General features: G+C 70.2%; 29 protein-coding genes and 2 tRNA genes. 14 read left to right on the top strand and 17 right to left on the bottom strand.

Features of this window, described 5'->3' with window-relative positions:
- Nucleotides 1-96 precede the first annotated feature (96 nt).
- Complete coding sequence (gene valS / locus FB047_RS01835; RefSeq protein WP_136585522.1) at nt 97-2,667, top strand: valine--tRNA ligase; 2,571 nt, start codon at nt 97-99, stop codon at nt 2,665-2,667.
- On the top strand, nt 2,667-2,915 hold the full coding sequence (locus FB047_RS01830; protein WP_136585521.1) for a hypothetical protein: 249 nt from the start codon (nt 2,667-2,669) through the stop codon (nt 2,913-2,915). Before valS ends, FB047_RS01830 begins: the two co-directional genes overlap by 1 nt.
- Before the next feature lie 139 nt (nt 2,916-3,054).
- Here the strand turns inward: FB047_RS01830 and FB047_RS01825 are convergent, their stop codons facing one another.
- Complete coding sequence (locus tag FB047_RS01825; RefSeq protein WP_136585520.1) at nt 3,055-3,267, bottom strand: hypothetical protein; 213 nt, start codon at nt 3,265-3,267, stop codon at nt 3,055-3,057.
- Nucleotides 3,264-3,854 (bottom strand): winged helix-turn-helix domain-containing protein, encoded by a 591-nt coding sequence (locus FB047_RS01820; RefSeq protein ID WP_136585519.1) that lies wholly within the window; start codon nt 3,852-3,854, stop codon nt 3,264-3,266. The genes FB047_RS01825 and FB047_RS01820 overlap by 4 nt, the downstream gene beginning before the upstream one ends.
- A gap of 79 nt (nt 3,855-3,933) precedes the next feature.
- Between FB047_RS01820 and FB047_RS01815 the strand changes: the two genes are divergently transcribed.
- A complete protein-coding gene (locus FB047_RS01815) occupies nt 3,934-5,982 on the top strand; it encodes a M3 family metallopeptidase (protein ID WP_136585518.1) in 2,049 nt (682 codons plus the stop codon).
- 105 nt (nt 5,983-6,087) lie between these two features.
- On the opposite strand, the gene FB047_RS01810 is transcribed toward FB047_RS01815, so the two are convergent.
- The 7 genes from FB047_RS01810 to FB047_RS01780 all read right to left on the bottom strand — a co-directional run bounded on the left by FB047_RS01810 (nt 6,088) and on the right by FB047_RS01780 (nt 11,916).
- Nucleotides 6,088-6,609: a hypothetical protein gene (locus FB047_RS01810; protein ID WP_136585517.1), complete on the bottom strand. Its 522-nt coding sequence runs from the start codon at nt 6,607-6,609 to the stop codon at nt 6,088-6,090.
- A 40-nt stretch (nt 6,610-6,649) separates the two neighbouring features.
- A complete protein-coding gene (clpX, locus tag FB047_RS01805) occupies nt 6,650-7,918 on the bottom strand; it encodes an ATP-dependent Clp protease ATP-binding subunit ClpX (RefSeq protein ID WP_136585516.1) in 1,269 nt (422 codons plus the stop codon).
- 324 nt (nt 7,919-8,242) lie between these two features.
- The gene (locus FB047_RS01800; protein WP_136585515.1) at nt 8,243-8,905 is read right to left on the bottom strand and encodes an ATP-dependent Clp protease proteolytic subunit; all 663 of its coding nucleotides are present in this window, start codon (nt 8,903-8,905) and stop codon (nt 8,243-8,245) included.
- Nucleotides 8,906-8,928: 23 nt separating this feature from the next.
- Nucleotides 8,929-9,513, bottom strand: coding sequence for an ATP-dependent Clp protease proteolytic subunit (locus tag FB047_RS01795; protein ID WP_058231493.1), 585 nt, complete (start codon nt 9,511-9,513; stop codon nt 8,929-8,931).
- Between the two features lie 79 nt (nt 9,514-9,592).
- The gene (locus FB047_RS01790) at nt 9,593-10,081 is read right to left on the bottom strand and encodes a tetratricopeptide repeat protein (protein ID WP_136585514.1); all 489 of its coding nucleotides are present in this window, start codon (nt 10,079-10,081) and stop codon (nt 9,593-9,595) included.
- A gap of 176 nt (nt 10,082-10,257) precedes the next feature.
- Nucleotides 10,258-11,769 carry a trigger factor gene (tig, locus tag FB047_RS01785; RefSeq protein WP_136585513.1) on the bottom strand — a complete coding sequence of 504 codons (1,512 nt, stop codon included), beginning with the start codon at nt 11,767-11,769 and terminating at the stop codon, nt 10,258-10,260.
- Between the two features lie 73 nt (nt 11,770-11,842).
- Nucleotides 11,843-11,916 (bottom strand) — tRNA-Pro (locus FB047_RS01780).
- Nucleotides 11,917-12,116: 200 nt separating this feature from the next.
- Between FB047_RS01780 and FB047_RS01775 the strand changes: the two genes are divergently transcribed.
- Nucleotides 12,117-12,190: transfer RNA gene (locus FB047_RS01775), tRNA-Gly, on the top strand.
- A gap of 53 nt (nt 12,191-12,243) precedes the next feature.
- On the opposite strand, the gene FB047_RS17160 is transcribed toward FB047_RS01775, so the two are convergent.
- Entirely contained in the window at nt 12,244-12,582 is a 339-nt protein-coding gene (locus FB047_RS17160) for a DUF4190 domain-containing protein (protein ID WP_240752460.1), read from the bottom strand.
- A 254-nt stretch (nt 12,583-12,836) separates the two neighbouring features.
- Between FB047_RS17160 and FB047_RS16800 the strand changes: the two genes are divergently transcribed.
- From FB047_RS16800 to FB047_RS01750, 5 genes are all read left to right on the top strand, one after another.
- Entirely contained in the window at nt 12,837-13,487 is a 651-nt protein-coding gene (locus FB047_RS16800; RefSeq protein WP_167494119.1) for a hypothetical protein, read from the top strand.
- Nucleotides 13,488-13,585: 98 nt separating this feature from the next.
- Nucleotides 13,586-13,879: a WXG100 family type VII secretion target gene (locus tag FB047_RS16795; RefSeq protein WP_167494118.1), complete on the top strand. Its 294-nt coding sequence runs from the start codon at nt 13,586-13,588 to the stop codon at nt 13,877-13,879.
- Between the two features lie 45 nt (nt 13,880-13,924).
- Entirely contained in the window at nt 13,925-14,545 is a 621-nt protein-coding gene (locus FB047_RS01760) for a hypothetical protein (protein ID WP_136585511.1), read from the top strand.
- Nucleotides 14,546-14,555: 10 nt separating this feature from the next.
- Entirely contained in the window at nt 14,556-14,852 is a 297-nt protein-coding gene (locus tag FB047_RS01755) for a hypothetical protein (RefSeq protein ID WP_136585510.1), read from the top strand.
- 29 nt (nt 14,853-14,881) lie between these two features.
- A complete protein-coding gene (locus tag FB047_RS01750) occupies nt 14,882-15,709 on the top strand; it encodes a hypothetical protein (protein ID WP_136585509.1) in 828 nt (275 codons plus the stop codon).
- Between the two features lie 50 nt (nt 15,710-15,759).
- On the opposite strand, the gene FB047_RS01745 is transcribed toward FB047_RS01750, so the two are convergent.
- Together FB047_RS01745 and FB047_RS01740 are read right to left on the bottom strand one after the other, a co-directional pair.
- Nucleotides 15,760-16,119: an SdpI family protein gene (locus tag FB047_RS01745; RefSeq protein ID WP_136585508.1), complete on the bottom strand. Its 360-nt coding sequence runs from the start codon at nt 16,117-16,119 to the stop codon at nt 15,760-15,762.
- Nucleotides 16,120-16,400: 281 nt separating this feature from the next.
- Nucleotides 16,401-16,937, bottom strand: a complete 537-nt coding sequence (locus FB047_RS01740) for a gamma carbonic anhydrase family protein (protein ID WP_136585507.1) — start codon at nt 16,935-16,937, stop codon at nt 16,401-16,403.
- A 147-nt stretch (nt 16,938-17,084) separates the two neighbouring features.
- Here FB047_RS01740 and FB047_RS01735 point away from each other — a divergent pair, with 147 nt between their 5' ends.
- The 5 genes from FB047_RS01735 to FB047_RS01715 all read left to right on the top strand — a co-directional run bounded on the left by FB047_RS01735 (nt 17,085) and on the right by FB047_RS01715 (nt 20,508).
- The gene (locus FB047_RS01735) at nt 17,085-17,681 is read left to right on the top strand and encodes an alternate-type signal peptide domain-containing protein (protein WP_136585506.1); all 597 of its coding nucleotides are present in this window, start codon (nt 17,085-17,087) and stop codon (nt 17,679-17,681) included.
- A 10-nt stretch (nt 17,682-17,691) separates the two neighbouring features.
- A complete protein-coding gene (locus FB047_RS01730) occupies nt 17,692-18,216 on the top strand; it encodes a hypothetical protein (protein ID WP_136585505.1) in 525 nt (174 codons plus the stop codon).
- A gap of 32 nt (nt 18,217-18,248) precedes the next feature.
- Entirely contained in the window at nt 18,249-18,713 is a 465-nt protein-coding gene (locus FB047_RS01725) for a hypothetical protein (protein ID WP_167494117.1), read from the top strand.
- Nucleotides 18,698-19,912 (top strand): signal peptidase I, encoded by a 1,215-nt coding sequence (locus tag FB047_RS01720; RefSeq protein ID WP_136585503.1) that lies wholly within the window; start codon nt 18,698-18,700, stop codon nt 19,910-19,912. The genes FB047_RS01725 and FB047_RS01720 overlap by 16 nt, the downstream gene beginning before the upstream one ends.
- Before the next feature lie 110 nt (nt 19,913-20,022).
- Complete coding sequence (locus FB047_RS01715; protein WP_056231037.1) at nt 20,023-20,508, top strand: Dps family protein; 486 nt, start codon at nt 20,023-20,025, stop codon at nt 20,506-20,508.
- A 147-nt stretch (nt 20,509-20,655) separates the two neighbouring features.
- Here the strand turns inward: FB047_RS01715 and FB047_RS01710 are convergent, their stop codons facing one another.
- The 5 genes from FB047_RS01710 to FB047_RS01690 all read right to left on the bottom strand — a co-directional run bounded on the left by FB047_RS01710 (nt 20,656) and on the right by FB047_RS01690 (nt 25,721).
- Entirely contained in the window at nt 20,656-22,149 is a 1,494-nt protein-coding gene (locus FB047_RS01710; protein WP_136585502.1) for an amidohydrolase, read from the bottom strand.
- Entirely contained in the window at nt 22,146-22,769 is a 624-nt protein-coding gene (locus tag FB047_RS01705; RefSeq protein WP_205822571.1) for an FMN-binding negative transcriptional regulator, read from the bottom strand. Before FB047_RS01705 ends, FB047_RS01710 begins: the two co-directional genes overlap by 4 nt.
- 144 nt (nt 22,770-22,913) lie before the next feature.
- Nucleotides 22,914-23,903, bottom strand: a complete 990-nt coding sequence (locus FB047_RS01700; RefSeq protein WP_136585501.1) for an Fpg/Nei family DNA glycosylase — start codon at nt 23,901-23,903, stop codon at nt 22,914-22,916.
- Nucleotides 23,903-24,445 (bottom strand): ribose-5-phosphate isomerase, encoded by a 543-nt coding sequence (locus tag FB047_RS01695; RefSeq protein ID WP_136585500.1) that lies wholly within the window; start codon nt 24,443-24,445, stop codon nt 23,903-23,905. Before FB047_RS01695 ends, FB047_RS01700 begins: the two co-directional genes overlap by 1 nt.
- Before the next feature lie 88 nt (nt 24,446-24,533).
- Complete coding sequence (locus FB047_RS01690; RefSeq protein WP_136585499.1) at nt 24,534-25,721, bottom strand: ferrochelatase; 1,188 nt, start codon at nt 25,719-25,721, stop codon at nt 24,534-24,536.
- Nucleotides 25,722-25,726 lie beyond the last annotated feature (5 nt).

Raw genomic sequence — 25,726 nt, 5'->3', positions numbered from 1 at the left:
AAGATTCCCGCCTCGCGCGCGACCCCCGGTATCGTTGAGGTCACACCCATCAGGCACGCTCACACAGTGCCGCCCATATCGCTCGAGGAGTACCCCATGGCTGCCACCATTCCCGACAAGCCCGCGCTGGAAGGCCTCGAGCAGAAGTGGGATGCCGCGTGGCGCGAGCGCGGAACCTACGTCTTCGACCGCATCCGCGCGGCCGAGGCCGGCCGGCAGGGCGTGTACTCGGTCGACACCCCGCCCCCGACGGCATCCGGAAGCCTCCACATCGGGCACGTGTTCTCGTTCACGCACACCGACGTGAAGGTGCGCTTCGAGCGCATGCGCGGCAAGACCGTGTTCTACCCGATGGGCTGGGACGACAACGGCCTCCCCACCGAGCGCCGCGTGCAGAACTACTACGGCGTGCGCTGCGACCCCTCGCTCCCGTACGACGCCGACTTCACCCCGCCGTTCGCGGGCGGCGACAACAAGAGCAGCAAGGCCGCCGACCAGGTGCCCATCAGCCGCCGCAACTTCATCGAGCTGTGCGAGCAGCTGACCGTCGAGGACGAGAAGCAGTTCGAGGATCTCTTCCGCGAGCTGGGCCTGAGCGTCGACTGGACGCAGACCTACCGCACGATCTCCGACGACTCGATCCGCACGAGCCAGCTGGCGTTCCTGCGCAACATCGAGCGCGGCGAGGCGTACCAGGCCCTCGCGCCGACGCTGTGGGACGTGGACTTCCGCTCCGCGATCGCCCAGGCCGAGCTCGAGGACCGCGACCAGCCCGCGGCGTACCACCGCGTGGGCTTCGCCAAGACCGACGGCTCGGGCGACGTGTTCATCGAGACCACCCGCCCCGAGCTGCTGCCGGCGTGCGTGGCCCTCGTCGCGAACCCCGACGACGAGCGCTACCAGCCGCTGTTCGGCACGACCGTGCGCACCCCCTTGTTCGACGTCGAGGTGCCCGTGCTCGCGCACCCGCTCGCGCAGAAGGACAAGGGCTCGGGCATCGCCATGATCTGCACCTTCGGCGACGTCACCGACATCATCTGGTGGCGCGAGCTCGACCTGCCCAACCGCACGATCATCGGCAAGGACGGCCGCATCGTGGCCGAGGCCCCCGAGGTGATCGTGACGGATGCCGCGAAGGCGGCGTACGGCGAGCTCGCGGGCAAGACCGTGTTCAGCGCCAAGAAGCGCATCGTCGAGCTGCTGCAGGACTCCGGGGCCATGGAGGGCGCGCCCAAGCCCTTCACGCACCCCGTGAAGTTCTTCGAGAAGGGCGACCGCCCGCTCGAGATCGTGTCGACGCGCCAGTGGTACATCCGCAACGGCGCGCGGGATGCCGAGCTGCGCGAGCGTCTGATCTCGCTCGGTCGCGAGATGTCGTGGCATCCGGACTTCATGCGCGTGCGCTTCGAGAACTGGACCAGCGGACTGACCGGCGACTGGCTCGTGTCGCGCCAGCGCTTCTTCGGCGTGCCGATCCCGGTCTGGTACGGCCTCGACGAGAACGGCGAGCGCGACTACGCTCGCGTGCTCACCCCCGACCTCGCCTCGCTCCCGGTCGACCCGACCACCGACGTGCCCCCGGGCTACACCGAGGACCAGCGGGGCGTTCCCGGCGGCTTCGACCCCGAGCGCGACATCCTCGACACGTGGGCGACGTCGTCCCTCACCCCGCAGCTGGCCGGCGGCTGGCAGCGCGACGAGGAACTGTGGAACCTCGTGTCGCCGTTCGACCTGCGTCCGCAGGGTCAGGACATCATCCGCACGTGGCTCTTCTCGACGATGCTGCGCAGCGCCCTGGAGGACGACCGGAGCCCCTGGTCGGATGCCGCGATCTCGGGCTTCATTGTCGACCCCGACCGCAAGAAGATGTCGAAGTCGAAGGGCAACGTGGTCACGCCCGCCGACATCCTGAAGCAGCACGGCTCCGACGCGGTGCGGTACTGGTCGGCGTCGAGCCGCCTCGGAACCGACGCGGCCTTCGACCCCCAGAACCCCACGCAGGTCAAGATCGGTCGGCGCCTCGCGATCAAGCTGCTGAACGCGGCGAAGTTCGTGCTGTCGTTCCCGGTGCCCGAGGGAGCCGAGGTCACGCACGCTCTCGACGCGTCGATGCTCGCGACCCTGGATGCCGTGGTGCGCGACGCCACGGCCGCGTTCGAGGCGTATGACCACGCGCGGGCGCTCGAGATCACGGAGTCGTTCTTCTGGACGTTCTGCGACGACTACCTCGAGCTCGTCAAGGAGCGCGCGTACGACCAGTCCGACGCCGGTCAGGCGTCGGCGGCCCTCGCGCTGCGCACGGCCCTGTCGACGCTGGTGCGCCTGTTCGCCCCCGTGCTGTCGTTCGCGTCCGAAGAGGTGTGGTCGTGGTTCGAGGAGGGCTCCGTGCACACCGCCGCGTGGCCCGAGCCGAGCGGCTCGGAGGGAGACCCCGCCGTTCTGACCGCGGTGAGCGCCGCGCTCATCGGCATCCGTCGCGCCAAGACCGAGGCGAAGGCCTCGCAGAAGACGCCGGTGACCTCGCTCACCGTGTCGGGCCCCCACGTCGAGGCGCTGCGTCTCGCCGAGGGTGACCTGCGCGCGGTCGGACGCATCGAGAAGATCTCGTTCGTCGAGGCCGACTCCACCACCGTCACCGATATCGTGTTCGCACCCCAGGAGGCCTGATGCAACTCGGAACCCGTTGGACCGCTCGTGAGCAGCCGCCGAAGGCTGTTCCCGAGGTTCTGCACGCGCAGATCGCCGCGGTCGAGGCAGCCCTCAACCCCGATGGTCTGAGCGCTCCCGCCCCGCGCTGGACACTGACCTTCCTCGAGGGCCGCCCCGTCGCCGAGCTCGACACGGGGGTCATCGTGAGCCAGGATGCCGCGGGCGAGGTCGTCGTGCGCTACGACGACGACGCCGAGTTCGCCTGAGCCCTCCCGCCGGAGCGACGGAGCCCGTCGACGCTTTCGCGCGTCGGCGGGCTTCGTGCGTGGGAGCGGGAGGTGTCTGAGCCTGTCGAAGCCGCCGAAGGCTCGCCGGTCCCTTCGACGAGCTCAGGGACCTCTGTGATCAGCGCGGCAACAGGTACCGCGCGGCATCCGCCGACATCTCCTGCGAAGCGGACCGCCCGGCTCGACGCGCCGGCTCCGCCTCGATCGCGTCCGCGCGTCGGCGCATCCGTTCCTCCGCCCAGCGCGTGACCGCGCGCGAGAGGGCGAGCAGCGCCGCTTCGACGGGGGTGGGACGGCCCGGGAGCGAGACGGTGTGCGTGACGGCGCTCATGCGGAGCCCCTCTCGGTCGGAAGTGGGAAGACGTCGTTGCGAATCGTGACGGGGCGGACGCCCTCGCCGGTCTGGTCGCGGTAGCGGGCGACGGTCTCGTCGACCAGTGCCTGGATCCGCCGCACGAGGTCGCGCGACTGCTCCGCCGTCAGCCGCGCGGTCGCCGTCGAGATGATCGCGGCGTCACGCCATTGTTCGGCCTCGTCCCAGCCGTGGGCGGCGAAGTGCATGAGCTGCTGGTGGCGCAGGGTGAGCGTCTCGGACTGGACCGCTTCCATCACGGCGCGCCCCGCGGGGGTGTTCTGCATCTCGGGGTTCGTGAGGGTGACCATTCCGGCGGGCCGTTCCCACCAGCGTTCGCGCGCGGTGCCGCGGCCGGCGACCTCGCGGATGAGGTCGTGCCGTGCGAGAGCGCGCAGGTGGTAGCTCGTCGCCCCCGTCGACTCCCCCGTCAGCTCGGCGAGGGAGCTGGCCGTCTGCGGACCGTATTGGCTGAGGATGTCGTACAACCGGACGCGCAGGGGGTGCGCCAGGGCGCGGAGCGCTCCGGCATCGAGGACGCGCTCAGCGCGGGGCGGCGGAGTCATAGTGCAAAGATATCTTTGCAAGCTGTCTTTTGCAACGTCTTCTCTGCACCCCGTTGTCGTGGCGACGTAGGCTGGACCGATGACGGATGCCCCCAATCCCCTCCTCTCCCCGCCGGCACTCCCCTACGACCTGCCGCCCTACGGCAGCATCGCGGTTGAGCACTACCTGCCCGCGTTCCACGCCGCCTTCGCGGCGCAGCGCGCGGAGGTCGATGCGATCACCGCCCAGACGGCGGAGCCCACGTTCGAGAACACGCTGGTCGCCCTCGAGCGCAGCGGAGAACTGCTCGACCGCGTCGCCCGCACGTTCTACACCGTCACCGGTGCCGACGGGACGCCCGAGATCCAGCTGGTCGAGGAGCAGCTCGCCCCGCTCATGGCGGCGCACCGCGACGCCATCCAGCTCGACGCCGCCCTGTACAGCCGTATCGCGGCGGTCCACGCGCAGCTCGACGGTCTCGACCTCGATGCCGAGAGCCGGTACCTGGTCGAGCGGCATCACCGCGAGATGTCCCTCGCGGGCGCGGGGCTCGACGACGCGCAGAAGACACGCCTGACCGACCTGAACCAGCGTCTGTCGGTCCTCACCAACACGTTCGAGAAGAACCTCCTGGCCGACACGAACGACCTCGCCGTGGTCTTCGACGACGCCGCCGAGCTCGACGGTCTCGGTGACGGCGAGCTCTCGGCCGCGGCGCAGGCCGCGACCGCCCGCGGTCTCGACGGCCGCTACGTCGTGACGCTCACGCTGTACACCGGCCACCCGTATCTGGCCTCGCTGACCAACCGCGAGAGCCGTCGTCGCCTGCTCGAGGCCTCCCGCGCGCGGGCGACGCGCGACAACGAGTACGACAACCGGCCCGTCCTGCGCGAGATCGTCCGCCTGCGCGCCGAGCGCGCGGCGCTCCTGGGCTACCCCTCCCACGCGGCCGCGGTGCTCGCCGATCAGACCGCGGGTTCGCCCGAGGCCGTCGCGTCGCTCCTCCGACGCCTCGCGGCCCCCGCCGCCGCCAACGCCCGCCAGGAGCAGGCCGCGCTCCAGCGGATTGCCGATGCCGACGGCATCCGGATCGACGCCCACGACTGGGCGTTCTACACCGAGAAGGTGCGCGCGGAGCGCTACGACCTCGATCGCGCCGCGCTCCGGCCCTGGTTCGAGGCCGAGCGGGTGCTGCGCGACGGCGTCTTCTTCGCGGCGGAGCAGCTCTACGGCATCCGCGTGAACGAGCGCCACGACCTGCAGGGCTATCACCCCGAGGTCCGCGTCTTCGAGGTGCACAACGCCGACGGCAGCGAACTCGGGCTGTTCCTGCTCGATCTCTACACCCGCGATACGAAACGCGGCGGCGCGTGGATGAACTCCATCGTCACGCAGTCGGCCCTGCGCGGCACGGCCCCGGTCGTGGTCAATAACCTCAACGTCAACAAGCCCGCTCCGGGCACCCCGACCCTGCTGTCGCTCGACGAGGTCACGACCCTCTTCCACGAGTTCGGTCACGCCCTGCACGGACTCTTCGCGACGGTGACCTACCCGCACTTCGGCGGCACGGCCGTCTACCGCGACTTCGTGGAGTTCCCCAGCCAGGTGAACGAGATGTGGATCCTCTGGCCCGAGATCCTCGCGAACTACGCCCGCCACATCGACACCGGCGAGCCCCTCCCCGCCGACGTCGTCGAACGCCTGCACGCCTCGGAGGCGTTCAACCAGGGCTTCGCGACGAGCGAATACCTCGCGGCATCCTGGATCGACCAGGCCTGGCACGGGCTGACCCTCGACGAGGCGTCGAGTGACATCGACGTGGCCGCCTTCCAGGCCGCGGCCCTCGCCGACATCGGCCTCGACAACCCGGCCGTGCCCACCCGCTACGCCTCGACGTACTTCGCGCACGTGTTCTCGGGCGGGTACAGCGCCGGCTACTACTCCTACATCTGGAGCGAGGTGCTCGACGCCGACACGGTCGAGTGGTTCCGCGAGAACGGCGGGCTCACGCGCGAGAACGGCGACCGCTTCCGCCAGCGGCTGCTGGGGGTCGGTGGGTCCGGTGACCCTCTGGCCGCGTATCGCGACTTCCGGGGCCGGGATGCCGAGATCCAGCCCCTCCTGGAGCGCCGCGGTCTCACGGGCTGAGCGCGGCAGCCCCCTCCGTCGCGGGGCGGGCGAGGTCGACACGACCCGCCCGTCCTGGGGACTTAGCTGACGCCGTGAACCCCGACACCCTCTGGACCGTGTCGCTCAGCGCCATCCCAGCACGTCGCGCACGAACGCCTGCGAAGCCGGGCTGCCGTCGTTCGGGATGCCGTGCAGCGGCGTCCGCGAGACGACGTCGCCCGTCGCCTCGACGCGGTCGAGGGCGGCGTGCACGAGGGGCCCGGCGTCGTTCGACGAGGTCCACCCGCGCACGGTCGGATGCGCGAAGACGACGACCTCCGCCCCCTGCTCGTGGTCCCGTGCGCTCGCGACCACGACGGTCGAGGTGGCGCGGCGCCACAGGCCGGGGACGAACGCGAGAACGGTGTCGGAGAGCACCGCGTCGGCCATCCCGGTACTCCACGACGGGTCGGGGCGGCCGATGCGCACGTCCTGCGCGACCCACTCCGACTCTCGCTCCCGCAGGGCACGGGCCACGCGCTCGTCACCGAGGTCGAAGCGCTCCGTCACGAGGGCGTCGAGGGTCGCGGCCAGAGCCTCATCGGGCGGGCGACGCACGATGAGGCGCGCGCCGCGCGTGATGCGCCCGACCGAGGACGGACGCACGCGGAGAGAGGCCCTCGCCCCCTCCACCCGCGCTGAGCGCTCAGGCGCTGCGACGCTTCTGAGCGAGCACGATCGTGGGCTGCGCCCCGTCTTCGACCGCCGCGCGCGTGATGACGACCTTGGCGATGTCGTCGGCCGAGGGCACGTCGAACATGATCGGTCCGAGCACGTCTTCGAGGATCGCGCGCAGGCCGCGCGCACCGGTCTTGCGGGCGACGGCGAGGTCGGCGATCGCGCGCAGCGCGTCTTCGTCGAACTCCAGCTGCACGCCGTCGAGCTCGAACATGCGCTGGTACTGCTTGACCAGCGCGTTGCGCGGCGCGGTGAGGATCTCCATGAGCGCCTCCTGGTCGAGGGGCGAGACGGATGCCACGACGGGCAGACGGCCGATGAACTCGGGGATCAGACCGAACTTGTGCAGGTCTTCGGGAAGGGCCTCGCTGAAGAGGTCGGGCGCGTCTTCTTTGCGCTGCAGCGGAGCGCCGAAGCCGACGCCGTGCTTGCCCACGCGGGCAGAGATGATCTCTTCGAGCCCCGCGAAGGCGCCGGCCACGATGAACAGCACGTTCGTCGTGTCGATCTGGATGAACTCCTGATGCGGGTGCTTGCGACCGCCCTGCGGCGGAACCGAGGCGACCGTGCCCTCGAGGATCTTCAGCAGGGCCTGCTGCACGCCCTCACCCGACACGTCGCGCGTGATCGAGGGGTTCTCGGCCTTGCGGGCGATCTTGTCGACCTCGTCGATGTAGATGATGCCCTGCTCGGCCCGCTTGACGTCGAAGTCTGCGGCCTGCAGAAGCTTGAGCAGGATGTTCTCGACGTCTTCGCCGACGTATCCCGCCTCGGTCAACGCCGTGGCATCCGCCACCGCGAAGGGCACGTTGAGACGCTTCGCCAGCGTCTGCGCCAGATACGTCTTGCCGCAGCCCGTGGGGCCGAGCAGCAGGATGTTGCTCTTGGCGATGTCGATCTCTTCGGCGCGGGCCTCGGCGGGCTGCAGGGTGCCGTGGGCGCGGACGCGCTTGTAGTGGTTGTAGACGGCGACCGCGAGGGCGCGCTTGGCGGGCTCCTGGCCGACGACGTACTCCTCGAGGAACGAGAAGATCTCGCGCGGCTTGGGCAGGTCGAACTCGGCGACCTCGCCGGCCGACGACTCGGCCATGCGCTCTTCGATGATCTCGTTGCACAACTCGACGCACTCGTCGCAGATGTACACGCCGGGACCGGCGATCAGCTGCTGCACCTGCTTCTGGCTCTTGCCGCAGAAGGAGCACTTGAACAGGTCGGCGCTCTCACCGATGCGTGCCATGGCCGGTTCCTTCCGTCACCCGGCCCCCGCCGGTGTGTTACCCGAGCCTAACCCGAGGGCACGACATCCGAGGGCATTTGCGCTCTCGGCGGTGTCGTGATCGCTCGCGGCGGACACGCGGCATCCGTTCGCTCCCCCGCGCGCACGGCCGGATGCCCGTCGCGCCGAGACGCCATCTCGCTGACATCTCGGCCGCAGCCCGCCGCCGATTCGTCGGGGAATCGCCGTCTCGCGGCGCCGGGGCGAGGATGCGCGGCGATCGCGCGTACGACGAAGCCCCGCAGACCGGGAGGGGTCTGCGGGGCTTCGTCGTACGCGGGCGCGTCAGGCGGTGAGGGCCGCCGGGGTGCGCTTGCGCGTGGTCAGCACCTGGTCGACGATGCCGTACTCCATCGCCTCGTGCGCCGAGAGGATCTTGTCGCGGTCGATGTCCTTGTTGACCTTGGCGACGTCCTGTCCGGTGTGGCGGGCCATCGTCTCTTCGAGCCAGGTGCGCATGCGGAGGATCTCCTGCGCCTGGATCTCGATGTCGGACGCCTGCCCGTGCCCGGCCTCGCCCATCGCGGGCTGGTGGATCAGGATGCGCGCGTTCGGCAGGGCGAGACGCTTGCCGGGGGCGCCGGCGGCGAGCAGGACGGATGCCGCGGATGCGGCCTGTCCGAGCACGACGGTCTGGATCTGCGGCGAGACGTACTGCATCGTGTCGTAGATCGCCGTCATGGCCGTGAACGAGCCGCCGGGCGAGTTGATGTACATGATGATGTCGCGGTCGGGGTCCTGCGACTCGAGCACGAGCAGCTGGGCCATGACGTCGTCGGCCGAGGCGTCGTCGACCTGGACGCCCAGGAAGATGACGCGGTCCTCGAACAGCTTGTTGTACGGGTCCTGGCGCTTGTAGCCGTAGGCCGTGCGCTCCTCGAACTGAGGGAGGACGTAGCGGCTCGAGGGCATGTGCGCTGCGGCGCCGCCGAAGGTGGGGATGTTCATGATGGTGTCCTTTTCCTCTCGACTCAGGCCGCGGTTCCGCCGCCGCCGGTGACGTCGGTGGCGTGCTCGCGCATGTGGTCGACGAAGCCGTACTCGAGGGCTTCTTGAGCGGTGAACCAGCGGTCGCGGTCACCGTCGGCGTTGATCTGCTCGACGCTCTTGCCCGTCTGGTTCGCGGTGATCTCGGCGAGACGGCGCTTCATGTCGAGGATGAGCTGCGCCTGCGTCTGGATGTCGCTCGACGTTCCGCCGAACCCACCGTGGGGCTGGTGCAGCAGCACGCGCGCGTTGGGCGTGATGTAGCGCTTGCCCTTGGTGCCGCTGGTCAGCAGGAGCTGGCCCATCGACGCCGCCATGCCGATGCCGACGGTGACGATGTCGTTCGGCACGAACTGCATCGTGTCGTAGATCGCCATGCCGGCCGTGATCGAGCCGCCGGGCGAGTTGATGTAGAGGTAGATGTCCTTCTGCGGGTCTTCTGCGGCGAGCAGGAGGATCTTCGCGCAGATCTCGTTGGCGTTCTCATCGCGCACCTCCGAACCGAGCCAGATGATGCGGTCCTTCAGCAGCCTGTCGAAGACGCTCGTTGCCATAAGGGGTTCGGGCATTTAGTGCTCCTCTTCCGGTGATCTGCAACGAATCTACCGGCGGGCTCCGACACCGGATGCCGTGTTCGCCGCGGGCGGATCAGTCGAGGCGATCGGCGATTTCTCGCGCGTATCCGGTCACGGAACGGGTATAGCGGGGCAGGTGCGGGGCGAGCGCCTGAAGAGCGACGGATGCCGCCCGCTCGGCCTCTCCGCTCGACACGAGGGCGAGGGCGTAGAACGCGGCGGCCGCGTCGTGCAGGGGTCCACGCGGCTCGCGCTCGTACTCGGCGCGGAGCATCTCGAGCGCTTCCTCGGTCTTGCCCAGGTTGCGGATCGTGCTCGCCAGCTGGATGGTGGCCCGCGTCCGGCGCTCGTCGTCGAGCCCGATCGCGAGGGCGCGCCGGTAGAGCACCTCGGCCTCGTCCTCGACACCGGCCGAGTCGCGTGCCCCCGCGCGCTCGAACAGCGCGACGGCGTCGTCGGTAGGACGCTCCGCCGAGAGCTCGTCGATCCGGGTGATGACGTCTTCGGGGCTGAGGGTCTCGTCGGCCCAGACGGCGTCCACCCTGTTCTGCCAGTCGTCCATTCGTCGCATCCTCACCCTCGTTCCGAACCCACGCTCCCCCGCGAGCGTCCAGAACCCCCGGAGGCTTCGAGACATCCTCCGCGCGTTCTGGACACTCGACGGGGTGGTTCCCCCGGACGGCGCCCGGGGACGGGAAAGGGGGCGGATGCCGCGGCATCCGCCCCCTTCCTCACGACTTACTCGCTGTCAGCGGCCTCGTCGGTCTTCTTCTTGGCCGGCGCGCGCTTCTTGGCGGGAGCCTTCGCGGGCGCCTCCTCCGCGGCGGCCTCGTCGGCCGGAGCCTCGTCGGCGGCCTTCTTCTTCGCGGGGGCGCGCTTCTTGGCGGGAGCCTTCGCGGGGGCCTCCTCGGCGGCGGGTGCCTCGTCGGCGACCTCGGCAGCCTCGTCGTCACCCTCGGCGGGCTCTTCGCCCTCGACGGCCACGAACCCGGTCAGGTCGACGGGCTTGCCGGCGGTGTCGACCACCGTGACCTTGCCCAGGGCGATCGCGAGCGCCTTGTTGCGCGCGACCTCGCCGACGAGCGCGGGCAGCTGGTTGCCCTGCTGGAGCGCGTTGACGAAGTCCTGCGGCGCCATGTTGTACTGCGCGGCCGACTGGATGAGGTACTGCGTCAGCTCGTCCTGCGACACCTGGACGTTGGCGTCCTCGGCGATCTTGTCGAGGACCATCTGCGTGCGGAACTGCTTCTCGCTCGCCTCGGTGACCTCGGCGCGGTGCACGTCGTCCTCGAGGCGGTTCTCACCCTCGAGGTGGTTGTGCACCTCGTCCTCGATCAGCTGCGGCGGCACGGGGATCTCGACGGCCTCGAGGAGGGCGTCGATGAACTTGTCGCGCGCGGCGGAGCCCTGCGTGAAGACGGCCTGCTGCGACACGCGCTCGCTGAGCGACTCGCGGAGCTCGGCGATGGTGTCGAACTCGGACGCCATCTGCGCGAAGTCGTCGTCGGCGTCGGGGAGCTCGCGCTCCTTGACGGCCGTGATCGTGACGGCCACCTCGGCCTCTTCGCCGGCGTGCTCTCCACCGACGAGCTTCGAGCGGAACGTGGTCTGCTCGTCGGCCGTCAGCGATTCGATGGCCTCGTCGATGCCCTCGAGCAGCTCGCCGGAGCCGATCTCGTACGACACGCCCTCGGCGCGGTCGATCTCGTTGCCGTCGATCGTGGCGACGAGGTCGAGCTCGACGAAGTCGCCGGTCGTGGCGGGACGGTCGACCGTCACGAGCGTGCCGAAGCGCGCGCGCAGGCGGTCGAGCTCGGCGTCGATGCCGGCCTCGTCGGCCTCGGCGGCGTCGACGGTCACCGTGATGGTGTCGTAGGCGGGCAGCTCGAACTCGGGACGCACGTCGACCTCGACGTCGACCACGAGGTCGCCGGAGAAGTCCTTGAGCTCGGGGAGCTCGACGATCTCGGCGCTCGGGCGACCGATGACGCGCAGGTCCTGCGCCTCGACGGCCTGACGGTAGAACCCGTCAAGACCCTCGTTGACGGCGTGCTCGATGACGGCGCCGCGTCCCATGCGCTGGTCGATGATGGGGGCGGGCACCTTGCCCTTGCGGAAGCCGGGGATCTGCACGTCGCGGGCGATGTGCTCGTAGGCGTGGGCGATGCTCGGCTTGAGCTCGTCGGGCGAGACCGTGATGTGGAGCTTGACCCGGGTGGGGCTGAGCTGCTCGACGGTGCTGTTGACCATGCGGTGTGTTCTCCTCGTGTGGCCCGCGCGCACGCGGGGGCCGTGTGGGCCTGTGGTCTGTGGGGCCGTTGCGTCGGGGCGACAGGATTTGAACCTGCGGCCTCCCGCTCCCAAAGCGGGCGCTCTACCAAGCTGAGCTACGCCCCGGGGCGACGCGCGCGAACGCGTTCGACGAAACGACCTCGGAAAGTCTAGTCGATCGACCCGGGAGCGCCGGATTTCCCGTGGTGCGCGGCGGATCCGACACCGGGAACCGGCGCACACACCCGCGGTGGCGTTCGCGACGGGTCGCGCGGTGTCGTAGAGTGGTGACGTTCGAATGCTCGCCCCTTCGGGGTGGAGAATTCGGGGCTGTAGCTTAGTGGTAAAGCCTCTGTCTTCCAAACAGATGATGCGAGTTCGATTCTCGTCAGCCCCTCCATCACGAAGAACGGCCCGTCCCCCGAGGACGGGCCGTTCTTCGTTCTCCGGTGGTCAGCCGCCGATCGAGCTGCAGGCGACCTCCGTGCCGTTCACCACGACGGAGCCGGTGAAGCCGGCTGCCTCGCAGGCCTGGTAAGCGGCGGTACCGAAGCCGATGGCGGAGATCACCGCGATCGCCACGATGATCCCGACCACGGTCAGGACGGCGCCGACGATGATCGCCGCGACGGCGAAGCCGTTCTTATGCCCTGCTTTGCGACTCTGCACGAGGGCGACGATGCCCAGGATCAGGCCGATGACGTTGAAGAAGATCGCCACGACGAGCGCGACGATGCCCAGCGTGCGGCCGGGGACGGGTCCGGACGTGGGCCGGTTGTATTCGACGGACATGGCTCCTCCATAACGCTGCTCTTGACGACGTACGTATCGGACCCTAGCGCGCGGCGGGGGCTTCCTGGGTGTTTCCTGTGACCCCTCGTCGAAGGGTGGAGGCGTTCCACGTTCGGCTTCTCCCGGGTCTCGCGCGCGACGGTGTCGGAAGCGCCTGCCCCGAGACCGATCCCGCGCGTCGTCGACGACGGTCTGCGCGCTTGCTACGTTGCTGGGGGGCGCACTGCCTCCGTGCAGGGGAAAAGGGGCCGAGAATGCAGAACCAGAAACGGCGTGCGGTGTGGCGAGCGATGGCGGGGGCGGCGACCGTCCCGCTGGTCGTCGGTCTCGTCGCGTGCAGCGGAGGACCCGATGCCGGCGGTGAGTTCTCCGCCGAACGCAAGACCGTCGACGCCTTCATGAACGCCCTCCAGAACGGCGATGCGCAGCAGGCGTCGACGTATCTCGCGGACAGGTCGAGCTTTCCCGCCGACGCGTTGACCGATGACTTCTATTCGTCGGCCGTGGAGCGTCCCCAGGACGCGCGCATCTCGGTCGCGACCGAGAACCAGGGCACCGTCTACGTCCAGGTCGATTACCGGTTGGGGTCGGACGACCGTGAGCTGGATCTCGTCATGGCGGGCGGAGACCGGCCGCTCATCGCGGGATGGTCGGGCACGCCGACGATCCTGCGGTCGGCCGCCGGCGCCGGTCGGGTCACCGTGTCCGACACTCTCGAGATCGAAGTGGGGACGGCCGCGAGCTACACCTCGTTGCTTCCCGGCCGATACTCCGTGTCGTACACGGGTGCCGGGAGTGCCGTCGGCCCGTTCGAACTCGACTTCCCCGTCACGGCCCCCGAGTCCGACACCCCGTTGCCCACGGGCGTGTCGTTCGCGGGCGGCGCCCTCGAGTTCGCGGGCTGAGGAAGACCGGCGCGCCGCCCGAGATTGCGGCCGGTACTGGTTTGATCGGCGTTCGCTTGTTACCGTCGATCGACGCGGTGATGTCGAAGGGGGCCCTCATGACCGACGGACATATCAAGGTGCAGCACGATGGGATGTCCCACCTCATCGATCAGCTCGGGGCCGGACTCGCCGGCATCCGCTCCTCTCTCGACACGCTCGACGCCGAGGTGGCGACCCTCAGGGACCGCTGGAGCGGTGAGGCGTCCGACGCCTACGACCGGGCCCAGCGCGCCTGGAGCGCCCAGCTCGCCGAGTTCGCCGATTACCTGGCGCTCAACCGCGATCGCGCGATCGACGCGCAGGACGTCTTCGCGGATGCCAAGAAGCGCAACGCACAGATCTGGAGCTGATCCGCGCCTCGTGCCGACGGATCAGACACATCGAGAGGGAACGGGATGACGCGATCGCCGTACGGCTATTTCGCCGCAGACGACACCGGTGACGACGACGGGATCTGGGGCTGGGACCCGACGGAACGCGTGGGGGTGTGCCTCGAGCCCGACGGCTCGGTGCGCGAAGTGGTCATCGCCGACGACTGGCGTTCCCAGATCGCCGTCGACGAACTCGGCAGATGGATCGCGGCGTCCTACAACAGCGCCGAGGCGACCCGGGCCGACCTTCACCGCGCCGATGAGACCACCTCTTCCCGGCCCGAGCTGGTGTCGGTGGACGACGCGCGCAACGTTCCCGTCGCCCTGCTGCTCGAGGTCTTCGCCGTGCAGTCCGACTACGCCGAGTCCTACGTGGAGGCGCTCCGAGAGCCCCGGGAGTTCCGGGACGAGAGAGGTTACGTCACCGTCGCCGCGTGGGGTTCGTCGCTCGGATCGATCACCCTCGAGGAGCAGTGGCTCACCGCCCACAGCGGTTCGCACGTCGCCGCGGTCCTCGTGGAACCGATGAACAAGGCCATCCATTCGGGCGCCGACGTGGCGCGCGAGATGGACAGACGATTCCCCGCCATCGCCGAATTCCGTCAGCTGACCACACCCGTGTCGGCGACCTCCCGACGGAGCTGAGAGGAACCCCATGGTTGACCAGAACATCGACCTCGTCGTCTCCGATCTGACGGCCGACGCGCAGAGATGGGACGACATCGCCGGGCAGTTCACCAGCGCCGTGTCGACCATCGAGACCCTCGCGTTGCAGGATTTCGTGATGGACGGCCTCACCTACGCCCTGGGCGCGACCTCGTCGTACAACTCCACCCACGCGCAGATCCTCGAACTGCTCCGCGGGGGTGCCACCGAGACGGCCCGCATCGCTCAGGCGTTGCGCGACACCGCCACCAACATGACCGCGGCCGACTCCGTCGCCGGTCGCTGAGCCCCTCATCCCCCCCCCCTAGGAGCCCCGTGTCCCTCTCCACCCCCGCTGATCAGGGTCAGCTCGAAGAGATGACCGCGCAGCTGCGGCCCACCGTGCACCAGACGCAGGACAAGGTCGACGAATGCCGCGCCAAAGTCGACTCCGTGCACGAGCCCTCCGGCTGGGAACGTCTCGGTCAGGCCCTGCTCACCACGGTCTTCCCCGTCGCGGGGTTCTACTTCGCGTGGAAGGAGCTCGAGAGCATCCTCATGAACAAGCCGGAGGTGCGTCGCATCCTCGATGAGGCGGCCTCGAGCCTGGAGGCCGTGCTCACGGAGCTCGCCAAGCTGCTCAGCCCCGGCAACCCGTTCGCGATGCGCAGCATGGCCGACCAGTGGGACGCGGTCAACACGGCGCTCACCGGAGTCGTCGCCGCCATCGGCGACGACCGGTTCTACGCGACCTCGTCGTGGACCGATGACATGGGTCGGTTGTACGCCAACGTGCCCGCCGGTCAGCGCGGAGCCCTCGAGGGTCTCGTCCCGCACGTCGACAACATGCGCACGTTCCTCCGCGATCACGCGACGCGGATCATCGATCTCTGGTATCAGCTCGCCGTCAACGTCGCCAAGTTCGTCATCGAGGCGCTCCCGAAGGCCGCGGCGTTCATCACCGGCAACCCGCTGAAGTGGGTCGACCTGGCCACGCCCATCGCCGAGGCGATCTCGACGATCCTCCAGCTCATCCTCGACACCGCCCAGACGATCTACGACTTCACGCGGGAGTCGAACACGCAGATCGAGACGTTCAAGTCCAACGCGTCGAACGTCACCGGCACCGATTTCGGCCGGTGGCCCGTCGCGCGTCTGACCTGAGCTCGTCGCGCTGACCACGGCGCCGCTCCCCTCATCGAGCGAGGGGAGCGTCAGGACGCCGGGTGATCGGCATCCATCCGGGCGACCGCACGGCCGGCGACGACCGTGGCGATCAGCAGGCACACCACGACCCAGGCGCAGCCGATCATCGCGGCCCACACCGCGCCGTCCTCGCCGGCGAACACCGCCGCGGCGGCTGAGGCCATGAGACCGATGCCTCCGGCGTACATCGGCACGACGGCGGCGGCGTGACCGGTCCGCCACTCCTCGTCTCCGCGGAGCGTGGCCGTGGTGCGGATGCCGATCCAGGAGTTGCGGGAGAGTGAGCCGCTCGCGGATCGGGCGGCGATCCACACGATCACCGCTCCCGCGACGAGCAGGGGGACGGCGGTACTGAGGGCGACGAGCATGGGTTGTCCTCCGATCACGGGGCGTCGCGCCGACCCGGAGGCCGGCGGAAGAAATCGTTCAGGTCGACGTTCCCACCCGCGACGGATGCCGCCTGCCCGGGGTGGCACCCCACGGTGCCCTGCCGCGGCCCACGTCGGTGACGTCGAACCTCGCCGAGCCGAAGGGTGGTGATGACCATCGCTCCACCCTAGGCACGACCTGCGGGAGCGGACGAGGAGCGAAGGCGCGACGTCGCGGGCGCTGCGCGGAGCGTCCCGAAAGGACGGTCCCGCGGTCGCCCTCACACGCGCCGCGCGTCGGCGTGGCGCGTCGTGTGCCGCAGGTACGTCTGCGCGTTGCGGAGGAGTCCCGCGCGTTCGTCATCGGTGAGCGCGCGGCGCACCTTCGCCGGCACGCCCGCGACGAGCGAACCGTCGGGCACCACGGTCCCCTCGAGCACCACCGCTCCCCCGGCGACCAGGCATCCCGCCCCGATCCGCGCCCCCGACAGCACGACGCTCCCCATGCCGATGAGCGACCCGTCGCCGATCTCGCACCCGTGCACGACGGCGTTGTGCCCCACCGAGACGTCGGTTCCGATCACGACGCCGTGACCGGCGTCGACGTGCACCGAGACGTTGTCCTGCAGGTTGCTGCGCGCCCCGACTACGATCGACGCGCTGTCGCCGCGCAGCACGGCGTTATACCAGACGCTCGCGCCCTCCTCGAGCCGCACGTCACCGACGACACGGGCCCCGGATGCCACGAACGCGGTGTCGTGCACAGAGGGCGCGGCGCCCTCGAGGGCGAGGAGGGAGGCGTCGGGCGCGATCGTCATGCGGCGAGGCTATCCGCACCGGGGCACTACTGGCGACTACTGAGCCCGGCGGACAGCCGTAGCCCCGGCCGTCGATTCGGTAGCGGTCCGGGGAGTGCGCCGCTCTAGCTTCGGTCGCAACACCGTCGCCGTGTCCCAGGAGTCAGCATGTCAGTCGAAACAGCACCCGCCACCCGTGCCTCTCTCGCACAGCGCCCCGTCCGCCGCCATCGACGCAAGACGGCGATCGCGATCATCACCGTCGGAGCGGCCCTGCTCTCGGTGGGAGGAGGCTCGTACGCCTACTGGTCCACGCAGACGGCCCTCACCGCGGGCCCCGTCACCGCCGGCGATCTGAACCTCTCGCTCGGGGCGGGCACCTGGACCCTCAAGGGCGTGCTCGGAACGGCGCAGCCGGTCGCCAACCTCACGACGGTCAAGATCGTGCCGGGAGACGTTCTGACGCTGACGCAGCCGATCGATGTGACCCTCGTGGGCAACACGATCGCCGCCGATCTCAAGGCCGAGGTGGGCTCGACCTTCACGTCCGGTGCGCTGGGCAGCAACCTCGACGTCGTGCTGTCGGTCGCCAGCTACGGCACCGCCACCAGCGCCAACACCTACCGGCTGACCTCCGCCAACAGCGGTGCGGCGACGGCGACCCTCACGGTCACCTTCAAGCCCGGTACGACCGGGCGCGCGGGGGCGACGCAGAGCGTCAACCTTAACGACATCGCGTTCACGCTCACGCAGGCATCCAGCTGACGCGCGTCCCGTGCGCACGCGAGCCGACGCCGTCTCGCGACGGCTGCAGTGGGCCGCCGCGCTGACGGTCGCCGGGCTCGTCGTCTTCGGAACGTCGACGGCACACGCCCTCTGGCAGAGTCGCACGGCGCTCGCGGCGGGCGCCCTCACCGCGGGGTCCTTCGACCTGTCGACGGAATGGGTCGGTGCGTGGACGGCGTGGAAGCCGCTGTATCCCGGACGCGTGAGCGATACGGCGACGCTGCGCGTCACCGAGACCGCGGCCGGCGGGACGACACTTCGCTGGCGCCTGAGCGCCTCCCCCGCCGTCTCGGCCGATCTCGCTCCCTACGTCACGACCCAGGTCTACGTCGGGGCCTGCGGATCGGGCACCCCGCTCGGCCCCACCGGGTACTCCCCCGCCGGAGGCCTGTCCCCCGGGCAGAGCGTCGACCTCTGCCTGCGGGTGACCCTGGCGACGACGGCGCCGCCGTCGGTGCAGGGCAAGGCGGTCGCGCCGACGATCACCGTGACGGCCGACCAGGTGGTGTCGTGAACCGGCGCGGGCGGGGCTCTCTCCTCCTCGCCGTGCTCGCGCTGATCGCCGTCATCGTCGTTCCCGGGACCGGTCCTGCCGCAGCGGCGTGGCAGGTGTCCGTCCCGGCGCCGTCGTTCACCCTCTCCGCCGGCTCGCTGACCGCCCCCGCAGCCACGTGTCAGACCACGACGTCGTCGCCGCCGGCCGCCCGCATCTCGTGGCCGGCGGTGGACGGGGCGACGGGTTATCGCGTCGTCCTCGCCAACACCGTCAACACTTCGACCGCAACGCTCGCGACGAACCAGCCCGAAACCAGCTACGACGTGACGGGGTCGACCCTGAACAACCTGCTGCTGCTGGTGCTCGGAAACCTGCTCGCGGGCGGATCGGTGTACGTCACGGTCACTGCGGTCAACCAGGACTGGAGTTCGTCGCCCAGCGCCCGTCAGAACATCGTGCTCGCCGGAAGTCTGCTGGCCGCACTGTCGGGAGGACTGAAATGCCAGTCGGGGTAGGCCTCCGACGCGGCCGACGCCCTGGCACCGTCGCGCACCCGCACCGGGGGTGGCGGCGGGCGCGGAGCGCCCTGGCGACGGCGGTCCTCGTCGTCGTGTCGACCTTCGCGTTCCTCACCGTGGTGGTGCCCCTGCTCCTCGGCGCGCAGACGTACACGATCCTGACCGGGAGCATGCGACCGGGGATGCCGCCGGGCAGCCTCATCGCGGTCAAGCCGGTCGCGTTCGACGAGGTGCGCGTCGGTGACGTCGTGACCTACCAGATCCGATCCGGCGATCCCGCCGTGGTCACCCACCGCGTGGTGGGGACGACGTCGAGTACTGGAGGCGATCGACTGCTCATCACCCGGGGGGATGCGAACGACCTCGACGATCCCCCGGTGCAACGGGAACAGCTCCGCGGCTCCGTCGTCCTCGCGATCCCGTACTTCGGGTACCCGGCGGCACTGTTCGGGGGGCAGGCCCGCGGCGCGGTGATCGCGTCGGCGGGAGTGCTCATCGTCGGATACGGCGGAGCGCTGCTCATCCTCGATCTCGCCCGATCGAGCCGGTCGCGGCGACGTCGCCCGACCACCTTCGGCCTCGTCGTCGTGCTCGTGGTCGGCATCGCGGCATCCGTGGGCTCTCCCGCTCCCGCCGAGGCGACGACCGGCGCGGCGGACGCGCGGCTGCTGCTCAGCGTCGACGGGAAGACGTTCACCCCCGACGGTGCCGTGTCGCTGTTCCGCTCCGATGCGCCGCTCGTCCCGGGCGGGTCCGTCGCGTCGGTCCTGTGGATCCGCAACGGGAGCACGGATGCCGCGCGCGCGGGGATCCTCATCGATGCGGCCCCGCGGGGCGAGGCCCCGACGGATCGTGAGCTGGCAGAGGATGTCCGGCTCGTCGTTGATGACGCAGCGGTGGACCCGGGTGGCGAGTGGGTGAGCGATCCGATCGCCCCCGGTGCGACGCTCCGCGTCGACGTTGCTCTGAGACTGGACCCCCGAGCCCCCAACGCCTCGCGCCGGGGCGAGGCTCTGGTCACTCCTTCTGTCCGTCTGACGCAGGCCGTCGGCGAGGGCGAACCGGGGTGGGATCCGGACGGCGTCCTGCCCCTGACCGGCGCCGCGGCAGCTCCGTCGACGGCCCTTCTCGTCGCGGGTCTTCTCACCCTCGGGTGCGGGATCGGCCTTCTCCGTCGCAGGCCGGAGAGAAGGTAAGGATTGCCTGTTCATCGGGGATTTAGCCGAGCCTCATCTTGCTTGCGGAATGCGGGGGCGTGAGTAGCGTTGCATCCAACAGACTTCGTTCACTGCGACAAGGAGCAGACATGAGCACCGTTCAGACCCCCGCCGCCACCACCGTCGACCCGACGATGGCCGCCGGCACCGCCCAGTTCCTCTCCCCCGTCGTCATCGGCCTCGAGGCGCTCGTCGTCAACGGCAAGCAGGCGCACTGGCACGTGCGCGGCGCGAACTTCATCGGCGTGCACGAGCTGCTCGACTCCGTCGTGGCGCACGCGCAGGAGTGGGCCGACCTCGCCGCCGAGCGCATCGTCGCCCTCGGCCTGCCCATCGACTCGCGTCTGTCGACCGTCGCCGCCAAGGCGAAGGCCACCGAGGTGCCCGCCGGATTCGCGCAGTCCGACGTCGTCATCCGCGCGGTGATCGCCGACATCGACGCCGTGCTCGTCGACATCGAGGCCGCCATCGAAGGCCTCGACGAGATCGACATGTCGAGCCAGGATGTCGCGATCGAGATCAAGCGCGGCCTGGACAAGGACCGCTGGTTCCTCTTCGCGCACCTCGCCGCGTAAGACGTCTCCCGGAGGGGGCGGTGCTTCGGCGCCGCCCCCTCCGTCGTACCCGGGCATCACCGGGCGGCGTGAGGGGTCACTTCCTGTCGCCGCGCGCGCTGCCGGGCGACAGGAAGCGACCCCTCACGCGATGGGGGCGGGGGGGTGTCAGGCGCCGTGCGTCACCCGACCCTCCAGAAGCGTTGCACGCACCGGCATTGCGCGCAGGGCGCGCTCGTCGGCGGTCAGAGGGTCGGCATCCACGATGACGAGGTCAGCGAGGGCACCCGGCGCGATCTCGGCGGGCGCAGTGGACCCACCGGCGGTGGACGCCGCGATCGCGGTCTCGATGCCCACCCGCTGGTGGGGCTGCCAGGGCTCGCGCCCGTCCCGCGTGCGGAAGACCGCGGAGGCCATCGCCGCCCACGGATCGAGGGGCGCGACCGGCGCGTCGGAGCCGAACCGCAGGTTGGCGCCGCTGTCGGCGAGGGCCCGCAGCGGGTAGGGCTGCGCAGACTGGTCGGCCCACATGGCATCCGTCATGTCGCGGTCGTCGAGAGCGTGCTCGGGCTGCACGCTCGCCGCCACGCCCAGGCGGGCGAAACGCGGGATGTCGGCGTGGGCGACCAGCTGCGCGTGCTCGATCGTCCCGGTCGCACCTGTCAGGGCGTAGGCGTCGAGGGCGTGGCTGTTGGCGACGTCGCCGATCGCGTGGATCGCGCACTCCAGGCCCGCGGCGGTGGCCCGCGTCATCATGTCGACCAGGTCGGTCGGCGACACGGTCAGGAGCCCGTGGTTGCCCGGGTCCCCCGGGTAGGGGTGCGCGCACGCCGCCGTCCGCGTGCCCAGGGAGCCGTCGGTGATCGCCTTGAGCGGCCCCACCCGGATGAGGTCGTTCCGAGCGCCGCGCACCGGGTCTCCCGTGCGCAGTCCCTCGGCGATCGCGCGGTCGAGGTGCTGCGGATACGTGCCGTACGACACGCGTACCGTGTCGAAGCCGCGCGCGGCACGGCGCTGCCACGGCTCGTCGTTCCACGTCATGTCGAGATCGACGATGCCGACGATGCCGCGCGCGGCGGCCGCCCGGGCCATCCGCTCGACCGCCGCGTCCGCGGCATCCGGCTCCACCGCATTCAGGCGACGCGAGATCTCGAAGGCGTCCTCCTCGACGAGGACTCCGGATGCCACGGGGGCGAAGCCCTCGCGACGGAAGGCGGCCGCGTTCATCCAGACGCTGTGCACGTCCGCGTTGATGAGGTAGGTGGGCACCTCTCCGCAGGCGTCGTCGAGCAGGGCGAGGCTCGGTGCGTCGGGCCACAGGCCGTCGCGGAACCCGGAGCCGACGCGCCGCCCGTCCGCGACCGGGGCGAGCGCCATGATCGCCGCGGCGTGGCGCGCCGACGCGACCTCGCCGAGCGGCACGCGATCGGCCGCCAGCGCCCACTGCAGCGCGTGCACGTGGTGATCCCAGAGGCCGGGGAGGAGCCAGCCGCCCTCTCCCTCGATCACCGGACCCGTCGGGCGGAGATTGCCCGTGGGGGCGATGTCGATGATCCGGCCGCCCGCGAGCACGAGATCGACCGGCTCGTCGGTCGGGAGCAGCTCGCGCCCGGGACCGGCGACGCGCACGGCGCGGACGAACCCGGCCCCCTCCCCGATCACGGGCGCACCCGCGCGTCGGCCGCGCGCCGCATCTCGGCGGCGAGAGGAGCGTTGTGCGACGAGAGACCGTCGATGATCGTCTCGACGACGTCGGCGCTGCGGTTCTGACTGAGCTTGCGCTTCGCGGTCACCCGGGTCGGCGTGAGACGGAACCCCACCGTCCCGCGTTCGAGGCGCTCGACGAACGCCGTGTCGTTCGGCAGGGTGTAGAGGCCGCGTGCGTCGTCGTCGTGGCCCTCGAAGCGGTCGACGAGGCGCTCGAGCACGCGCAGGTTCTCCTCGGGCGTGAGCAGTTCCGGGATGCCGGACAGGTGGGCCGAGACGAAGTTCCACGTCGGCACCGCGGGGACGTCGCCGTACCACCGCGGCGTGATGTACCCGTGCGGCCCCTGCACGACGACGAGGAGTTCACGCTCCCCGAGGCCGAGGATCGCGTCGTCGGGTTTTCCGACGTGCCCGACGATGGTGAGATCGTCGCGGGTGTCGTCGAGCATGACGGCGTAGTGCGAGGCGACGAGTCCGTCATCGGTGTGGCTGACGAGGGTCACCCACGGGTTGAGGTCGATGAGGCGACGGATCTCGTCGACGTCGGTCATCGCGAAGCTGGGGTTCTGACGCACCGGATCAGCCTAGAACGCGACTTCCGGCCGCTTCGACAGGCTCAGCGACCGCGCGCTTCCCGACGGTCGCTTCGACAGGCTCAGCGACCACACGCGGGCCGCACCGAGGTCCCTGAGCTCGTCGACGGGACCGGCACCAGGCCGTCACGCCTGGCAGCTCGGGCACCAGTAGAGCTTGCGCCCGGCCGCCTCCTCCATCACGATCGCCGTTCCGCACACGCGGCACGGCAGACCCTCGCGGTGGTAGACCCAGTGGCGATCGGCGCGGCGCGCCATCGCGCGGCGGTAGGCCGCCGGGTCGAGGTCGTCCATCGTCATCATCTGGCCGGTCTCGACGCCGATCGGCAGAAGCCTCGCCCAATCGCGCCACATCTCGCGCACGACCTCCTCGGGCACGTCGCGACCCGGCGTGTGCGGATTCTGGCGCGCGCGGAAAAGGATCTCTGCGCGATAGACGTTGCCGATGCCGCTCACGACGGACTGGTCCATCAGCAGCAGGCCGATCGGCGTCGGCTTCTTCTTCACCGTCGCGGTGAAGCGCTCCTCGCCCTCGGTGAGGTCGTCGACCAGCGGGTCGGGTCCGAGCTTGTCGATCGTCGCCTGCACCTCGTCGGGCGTCTGCAGCACGCACGCGGTGGGCCCGCGCAGGTCGGCGCACGTCGTCTCGGTGAGCAGTCGCAGGCGCACCGCACCGACCGGGGGCGGCGGCCACTCCGACTGCTCCTCGAGGCCGGTCGTCTGCTCCGACATGCGCACGCGGGAACGCCGCGGAGCGCCGATCGAACTCAGGGAGTTCTCGCCCGCGGCATCCATGATCGCCTCGTCGACGACGGTGCCGCGCTGGTTGGTCTGCCCCATCCGGCCGTTCGACGACGCGATGGTCGCGTCGACCGAGACGTCGCCCGAGAAGTCCCACGCCCCGTACATGCCGAGGTGCACGCGCAGCCACACGTCGCCGTCGAAGCGGACGAACATCTGCTTCGCGACGGCTCGCGCCTCGAGCGCCTCACGGCCGTCGATCACCTCGGCGCCCTCGGCGAAACGCCCCTGCGGACTGGATGCCGCGACCACGCGTCCGACGATGTTGCGGTCGAACTGACGCGCGATGCGGTGGACGGAATGCCCTTCGGGCATCAGCCTGCCTCGGGGTCGAAGGAGTCGCTGGCGTCGGTGAAGGTGTTGCCGCTCTCGCCGCCGCGCGGATCGGGCAGCAGCACGCCGTCCTGCTCGAACGCCGCGAGCTGGCCGATGCGACGCGCGTGCCGCTCTTCTCCCGAGAACGGAGTGGCGATGAACCGGTCGATGAACGACGCGGCCTCGTCGAAGGTGTGCTGGCGCGCACCGATCGAGATGACGTTGGCGTCGTTGTGCTCGCGCGCGAGCTCGGCGGTCGAGATGTTCCACACCAGGGCGGCGCGCACGCCGAGCACCTTGTTCGCGGCGATCTGTTCTCCGTTGCCGGAGCCGCCGAACACGACGCCGAGGGCGTCGACGCCCGCCGCCTGATCGCGCACCACGGCCTGCGCCGCACGGATGCAGAACGCGGGGTAGTCGTCGAGCGGGTCGTACTCGATCGGACCGTGGTCGACGACCTCGTGCCCCTGGGCGGCGAGGTGGTGCTGGATCTGGGTGGAGAACTCGAGACCGGCGTGATCGGTGCCGATGTGGATGCGCATGGGCCAATCCTATTGAGGGCCGCCGACACGGCGGGCGCGGATGACGACACCGCCCGCCCCGGGAGGGGACGGGCGGTGTCGGGAGCCGTCAGGGACGCAGACCCGCGGCGACGGGCTTGAAGCCCGCGCGGATGTTCTCGCAGCACCCGGGGCGGCACACGTCGTACCAGGGGCCCAGGTCGGTGAGGTGCGGACGCTCGGCCTTCGGGGTGCCGTTGAGGCGCTCCTCGACCAGGTCGATCAGGCCCGACACGTAGGCGGGGTCGATCCCCGGGGTGGGCGTGCGCACGGCCTTGATGCCCGCCTCTTCGGCGGCCTCCATCGCCTCGGTGTCGAGGTCCCAGAGCACCTCCATGTGGTCGCTGACGAAGCCGAGCGGAACGATGACGACGGCCTCGGCCCCGCGACCGGGAAGCTCGGCGATGACGTCGTTGACATCGGGCTCGAGCCACGGCTGCGTGGGCGGGCCCGAGCGGGACTGGTAGACGAGCTCCCATTCGACGTCGGCCACGGCGGCGGCGACCTCGGCCATGACGAAGGCCGCGACGGCCTTGTGCTGGGCCTCGTACGCCCCGCCCTCGCCGAAGTCGACGTCGCGGGGACCCGAACGCTCGGCGTCGGCCGTGGGGATGGAGTGCGTGGAGAAGAGCACGCGGATCTTCTCGGGGGCGATGCCCTCGGCGACGTACGCCGAGACCGCCTCGGTCACGCCCGTGACGAAGGTGGAGACGAAGCCGGGGTGGTCGAAGAACTGACGCACCTTGTCGATCGTCACGGTCTCTCCGAGACCGGTCGCCTCGAGCACGCGGGCGTAGTCCTCGCGGTACTGACGGCAGCTCGAGAAGGAGCTGTAGGCGCTCGTGGCGATCGCGATCAGCGTCGTATCGCCGGCCTCGGCCGCCTCGGTCACCGCCTCTTCGAGGTAGGGCTCCCAGTTGCGGTTGCCCCAGTAGACCGGGAGGTTCAGCCCGCGCTTCGCGATCTCGGCCTCGAGCGCGGCCTTCAGCTCGCGGTTGTGCTGGTTGATGGGGCTCACGCCGCCGAAGTGACGGTAGTGGTGGGCGACCTCTTCGAGGCGCTCGTCGGGGATGCCGCGCCCGCGCGTGACGTTGCGCAGGAACGGGATGACATCGTCCTGTCCCTCGGGACCGCCGAAGCCGGCGAGGAGGATGCCGTCGTACGCGACGGGCGTCTCGACCCACTTGGGTCCGGATGCCGCCGCGGGCGAGGCATAGAGGACGGTCTCAGGGCTGGTGTCCGTATCGGTCGTGCTCACGCAGA

The organism is Microbacterium hydrothermale (assembly GCF_004854025.1).
In the GTDB taxonomy this organism is placed as follows: domain Bacteria; phylum Actinomycetota; class Actinomycetes; order Actinomycetales; family Microbacteriaceae; genus Microbacterium; species Microbacterium hydrothermale.
The sequence above is the reverse complement of the archived record's forward strand: the minus strand, read 5'-3'. Positions and strand labels throughout refer to the sequence as shown.

What these genes read in the sequence shown, in the direction of transcription:
- valS (WP_136585522.1), top strand. Translation starts at nt 97, where the DNA reads ATGGCTGCCACCATTCCCGACAAGCCCGCGCTGGAAGGCCTCGAGCAG.
- FB047_RS01830 (WP_136585521.1), top strand. Translation starts at nt 2,667, where the DNA reads ATGCAACTCGGAACCCGTTGGACCGCTCGTGAGCAGCCGCCGAAGGCT.
- FB047_RS01825 (WP_136585520.1), bottom strand. Translation starts at nt 3,267, where the DNA reads ATGAGCGCCGTCACGCACACCGTCTCGCTCCCGGGCCGTCCCACCCCC.
- FB047_RS01820 (WP_136585519.1), bottom strand. Translation starts at nt 3,854, where the DNA reads ATGACTCCGCCGCCCCGCGCTGAGCGCGTCCTCGATGCCGGAGCGCTC.
- FB047_RS01815 (WP_136585518.1), top strand. Translation starts at nt 3,934, where the DNA reads ATGACGGATGCCCCCAATCCCCTCCTCTCCCCGCCGGCACTCCCCTAC.
- clpX (WP_136585516.1), bottom strand. Translation starts at nt 7,918, where the DNA reads ATGGCACGCATCGGTGAGAGCGCCGACCTGTTCAAGTGCTCCTTCTGC.
- FB047_RS01800 (WP_136585515.1), bottom strand. Translation starts at nt 8,905, where the DNA reads ATGAACATCCCCACCTTCGGCGGCGCCGCAGCGCACATGCCCTCGAGC.
- FB047_RS01795 (WP_058231493.1), bottom strand. Translation starts at nt 9,513, where the DNA reads ATGCCCGAACCCCTTATGGCAACGAGCGTCTTCGACAGGCTGCTGAAG.
- FB047_RS01790 (WP_136585514.1), bottom strand. Translation starts at nt 10,081, where the DNA reads ATGGACGACTGGCAGAACAGGGTGGACGCCGTCTGGGCCGACGAGACC.
- tig (WP_136585513.1), bottom strand. Translation starts at nt 11,769, where the DNA reads ATGGTCAACAGCACCGTCGAGCAGCTCAGCCCCACCCGGGTCAAGCTC.
- FB047_RS17160 (WP_240752460.1), bottom strand. Translation starts at nt 12,582, where the DNA reads ATGTCCGTCGAATACAACCGGCCCACGTCCGGACCCGTCCCCGGCCGC.
- FB047_RS16800 (WP_167494119.1), top strand. Translation starts at nt 12,837, where the DNA reads ATGCAGAACCAGAAACGGCGTGCGGTGTGGCGAGCGATGGCGGGGGCG.
- FB047_RS16795 (WP_167494118.1), top strand. Translation starts at nt 13,586, where the DNA reads ATGACCGACGGACATATCAAGGTGCAGCACGATGGGATGTCCCACCTC.
- FB047_RS01760 (WP_136585511.1), top strand. Translation starts at nt 13,925, where the DNA reads ATGACGCGATCGCCGTACGGCTATTTCGCCGCAGACGACACCGGTGAC.
- FB047_RS01755 (WP_136585510.1), top strand. Translation starts at nt 14,556, where the DNA reads ATGGTTGACCAGAACATCGACCTCGTCGTCTCCGATCTGACGGCCGAC.
- FB047_RS01745 (WP_136585508.1), bottom strand. Translation starts at nt 16,119, where the DNA reads ATGCTCGTCGCCCTCAGTACCGCCGTCCCCCTGCTCGTCGCGGGAGCG.
- FB047_RS01740 (WP_136585507.1), bottom strand. Translation starts at nt 16,937, where the DNA reads ATGACGATCGCGCCCGACGCCTCCCTCCTCGCCCTCGAGGGCGCCGCG.
- FB047_RS01735 (WP_136585506.1), top strand. Translation starts at nt 17,085, where the DNA reads ATGTCAGTCGAAACAGCACCCGCCACCCGTGCCTCTCTCGCACAGCGC.
- FB047_RS01720 (WP_136585503.1), top strand. Translation starts at nt 18,698, where the DNA reads ATGCCAGTCGGGGTAGGCCTCCGACGCGGCCGACGCCCTGGCACCGTC.
- FB047_RS01715 (WP_056231037.1), top strand. Translation starts at nt 20,023, where the DNA reads ATGAGCACCGTTCAGACCCCCGCCGCCACCACCGTCGACCCGACGATG.
- FB047_RS01700 (WP_136585501.1), bottom strand. Translation starts at nt 23,903, where the DNA reads ATGCCCGAAGGGCATTCCGTCCACCGCATCGCGCGTCAGTTCGACCGC.
- FB047_RS01695 (WP_136585500.1), bottom strand. Translation starts at nt 24,445, where the DNA reads ATGCGCATCCACATCGGCACCGATCACGCCGGTCTCGAGTTCTCCACC.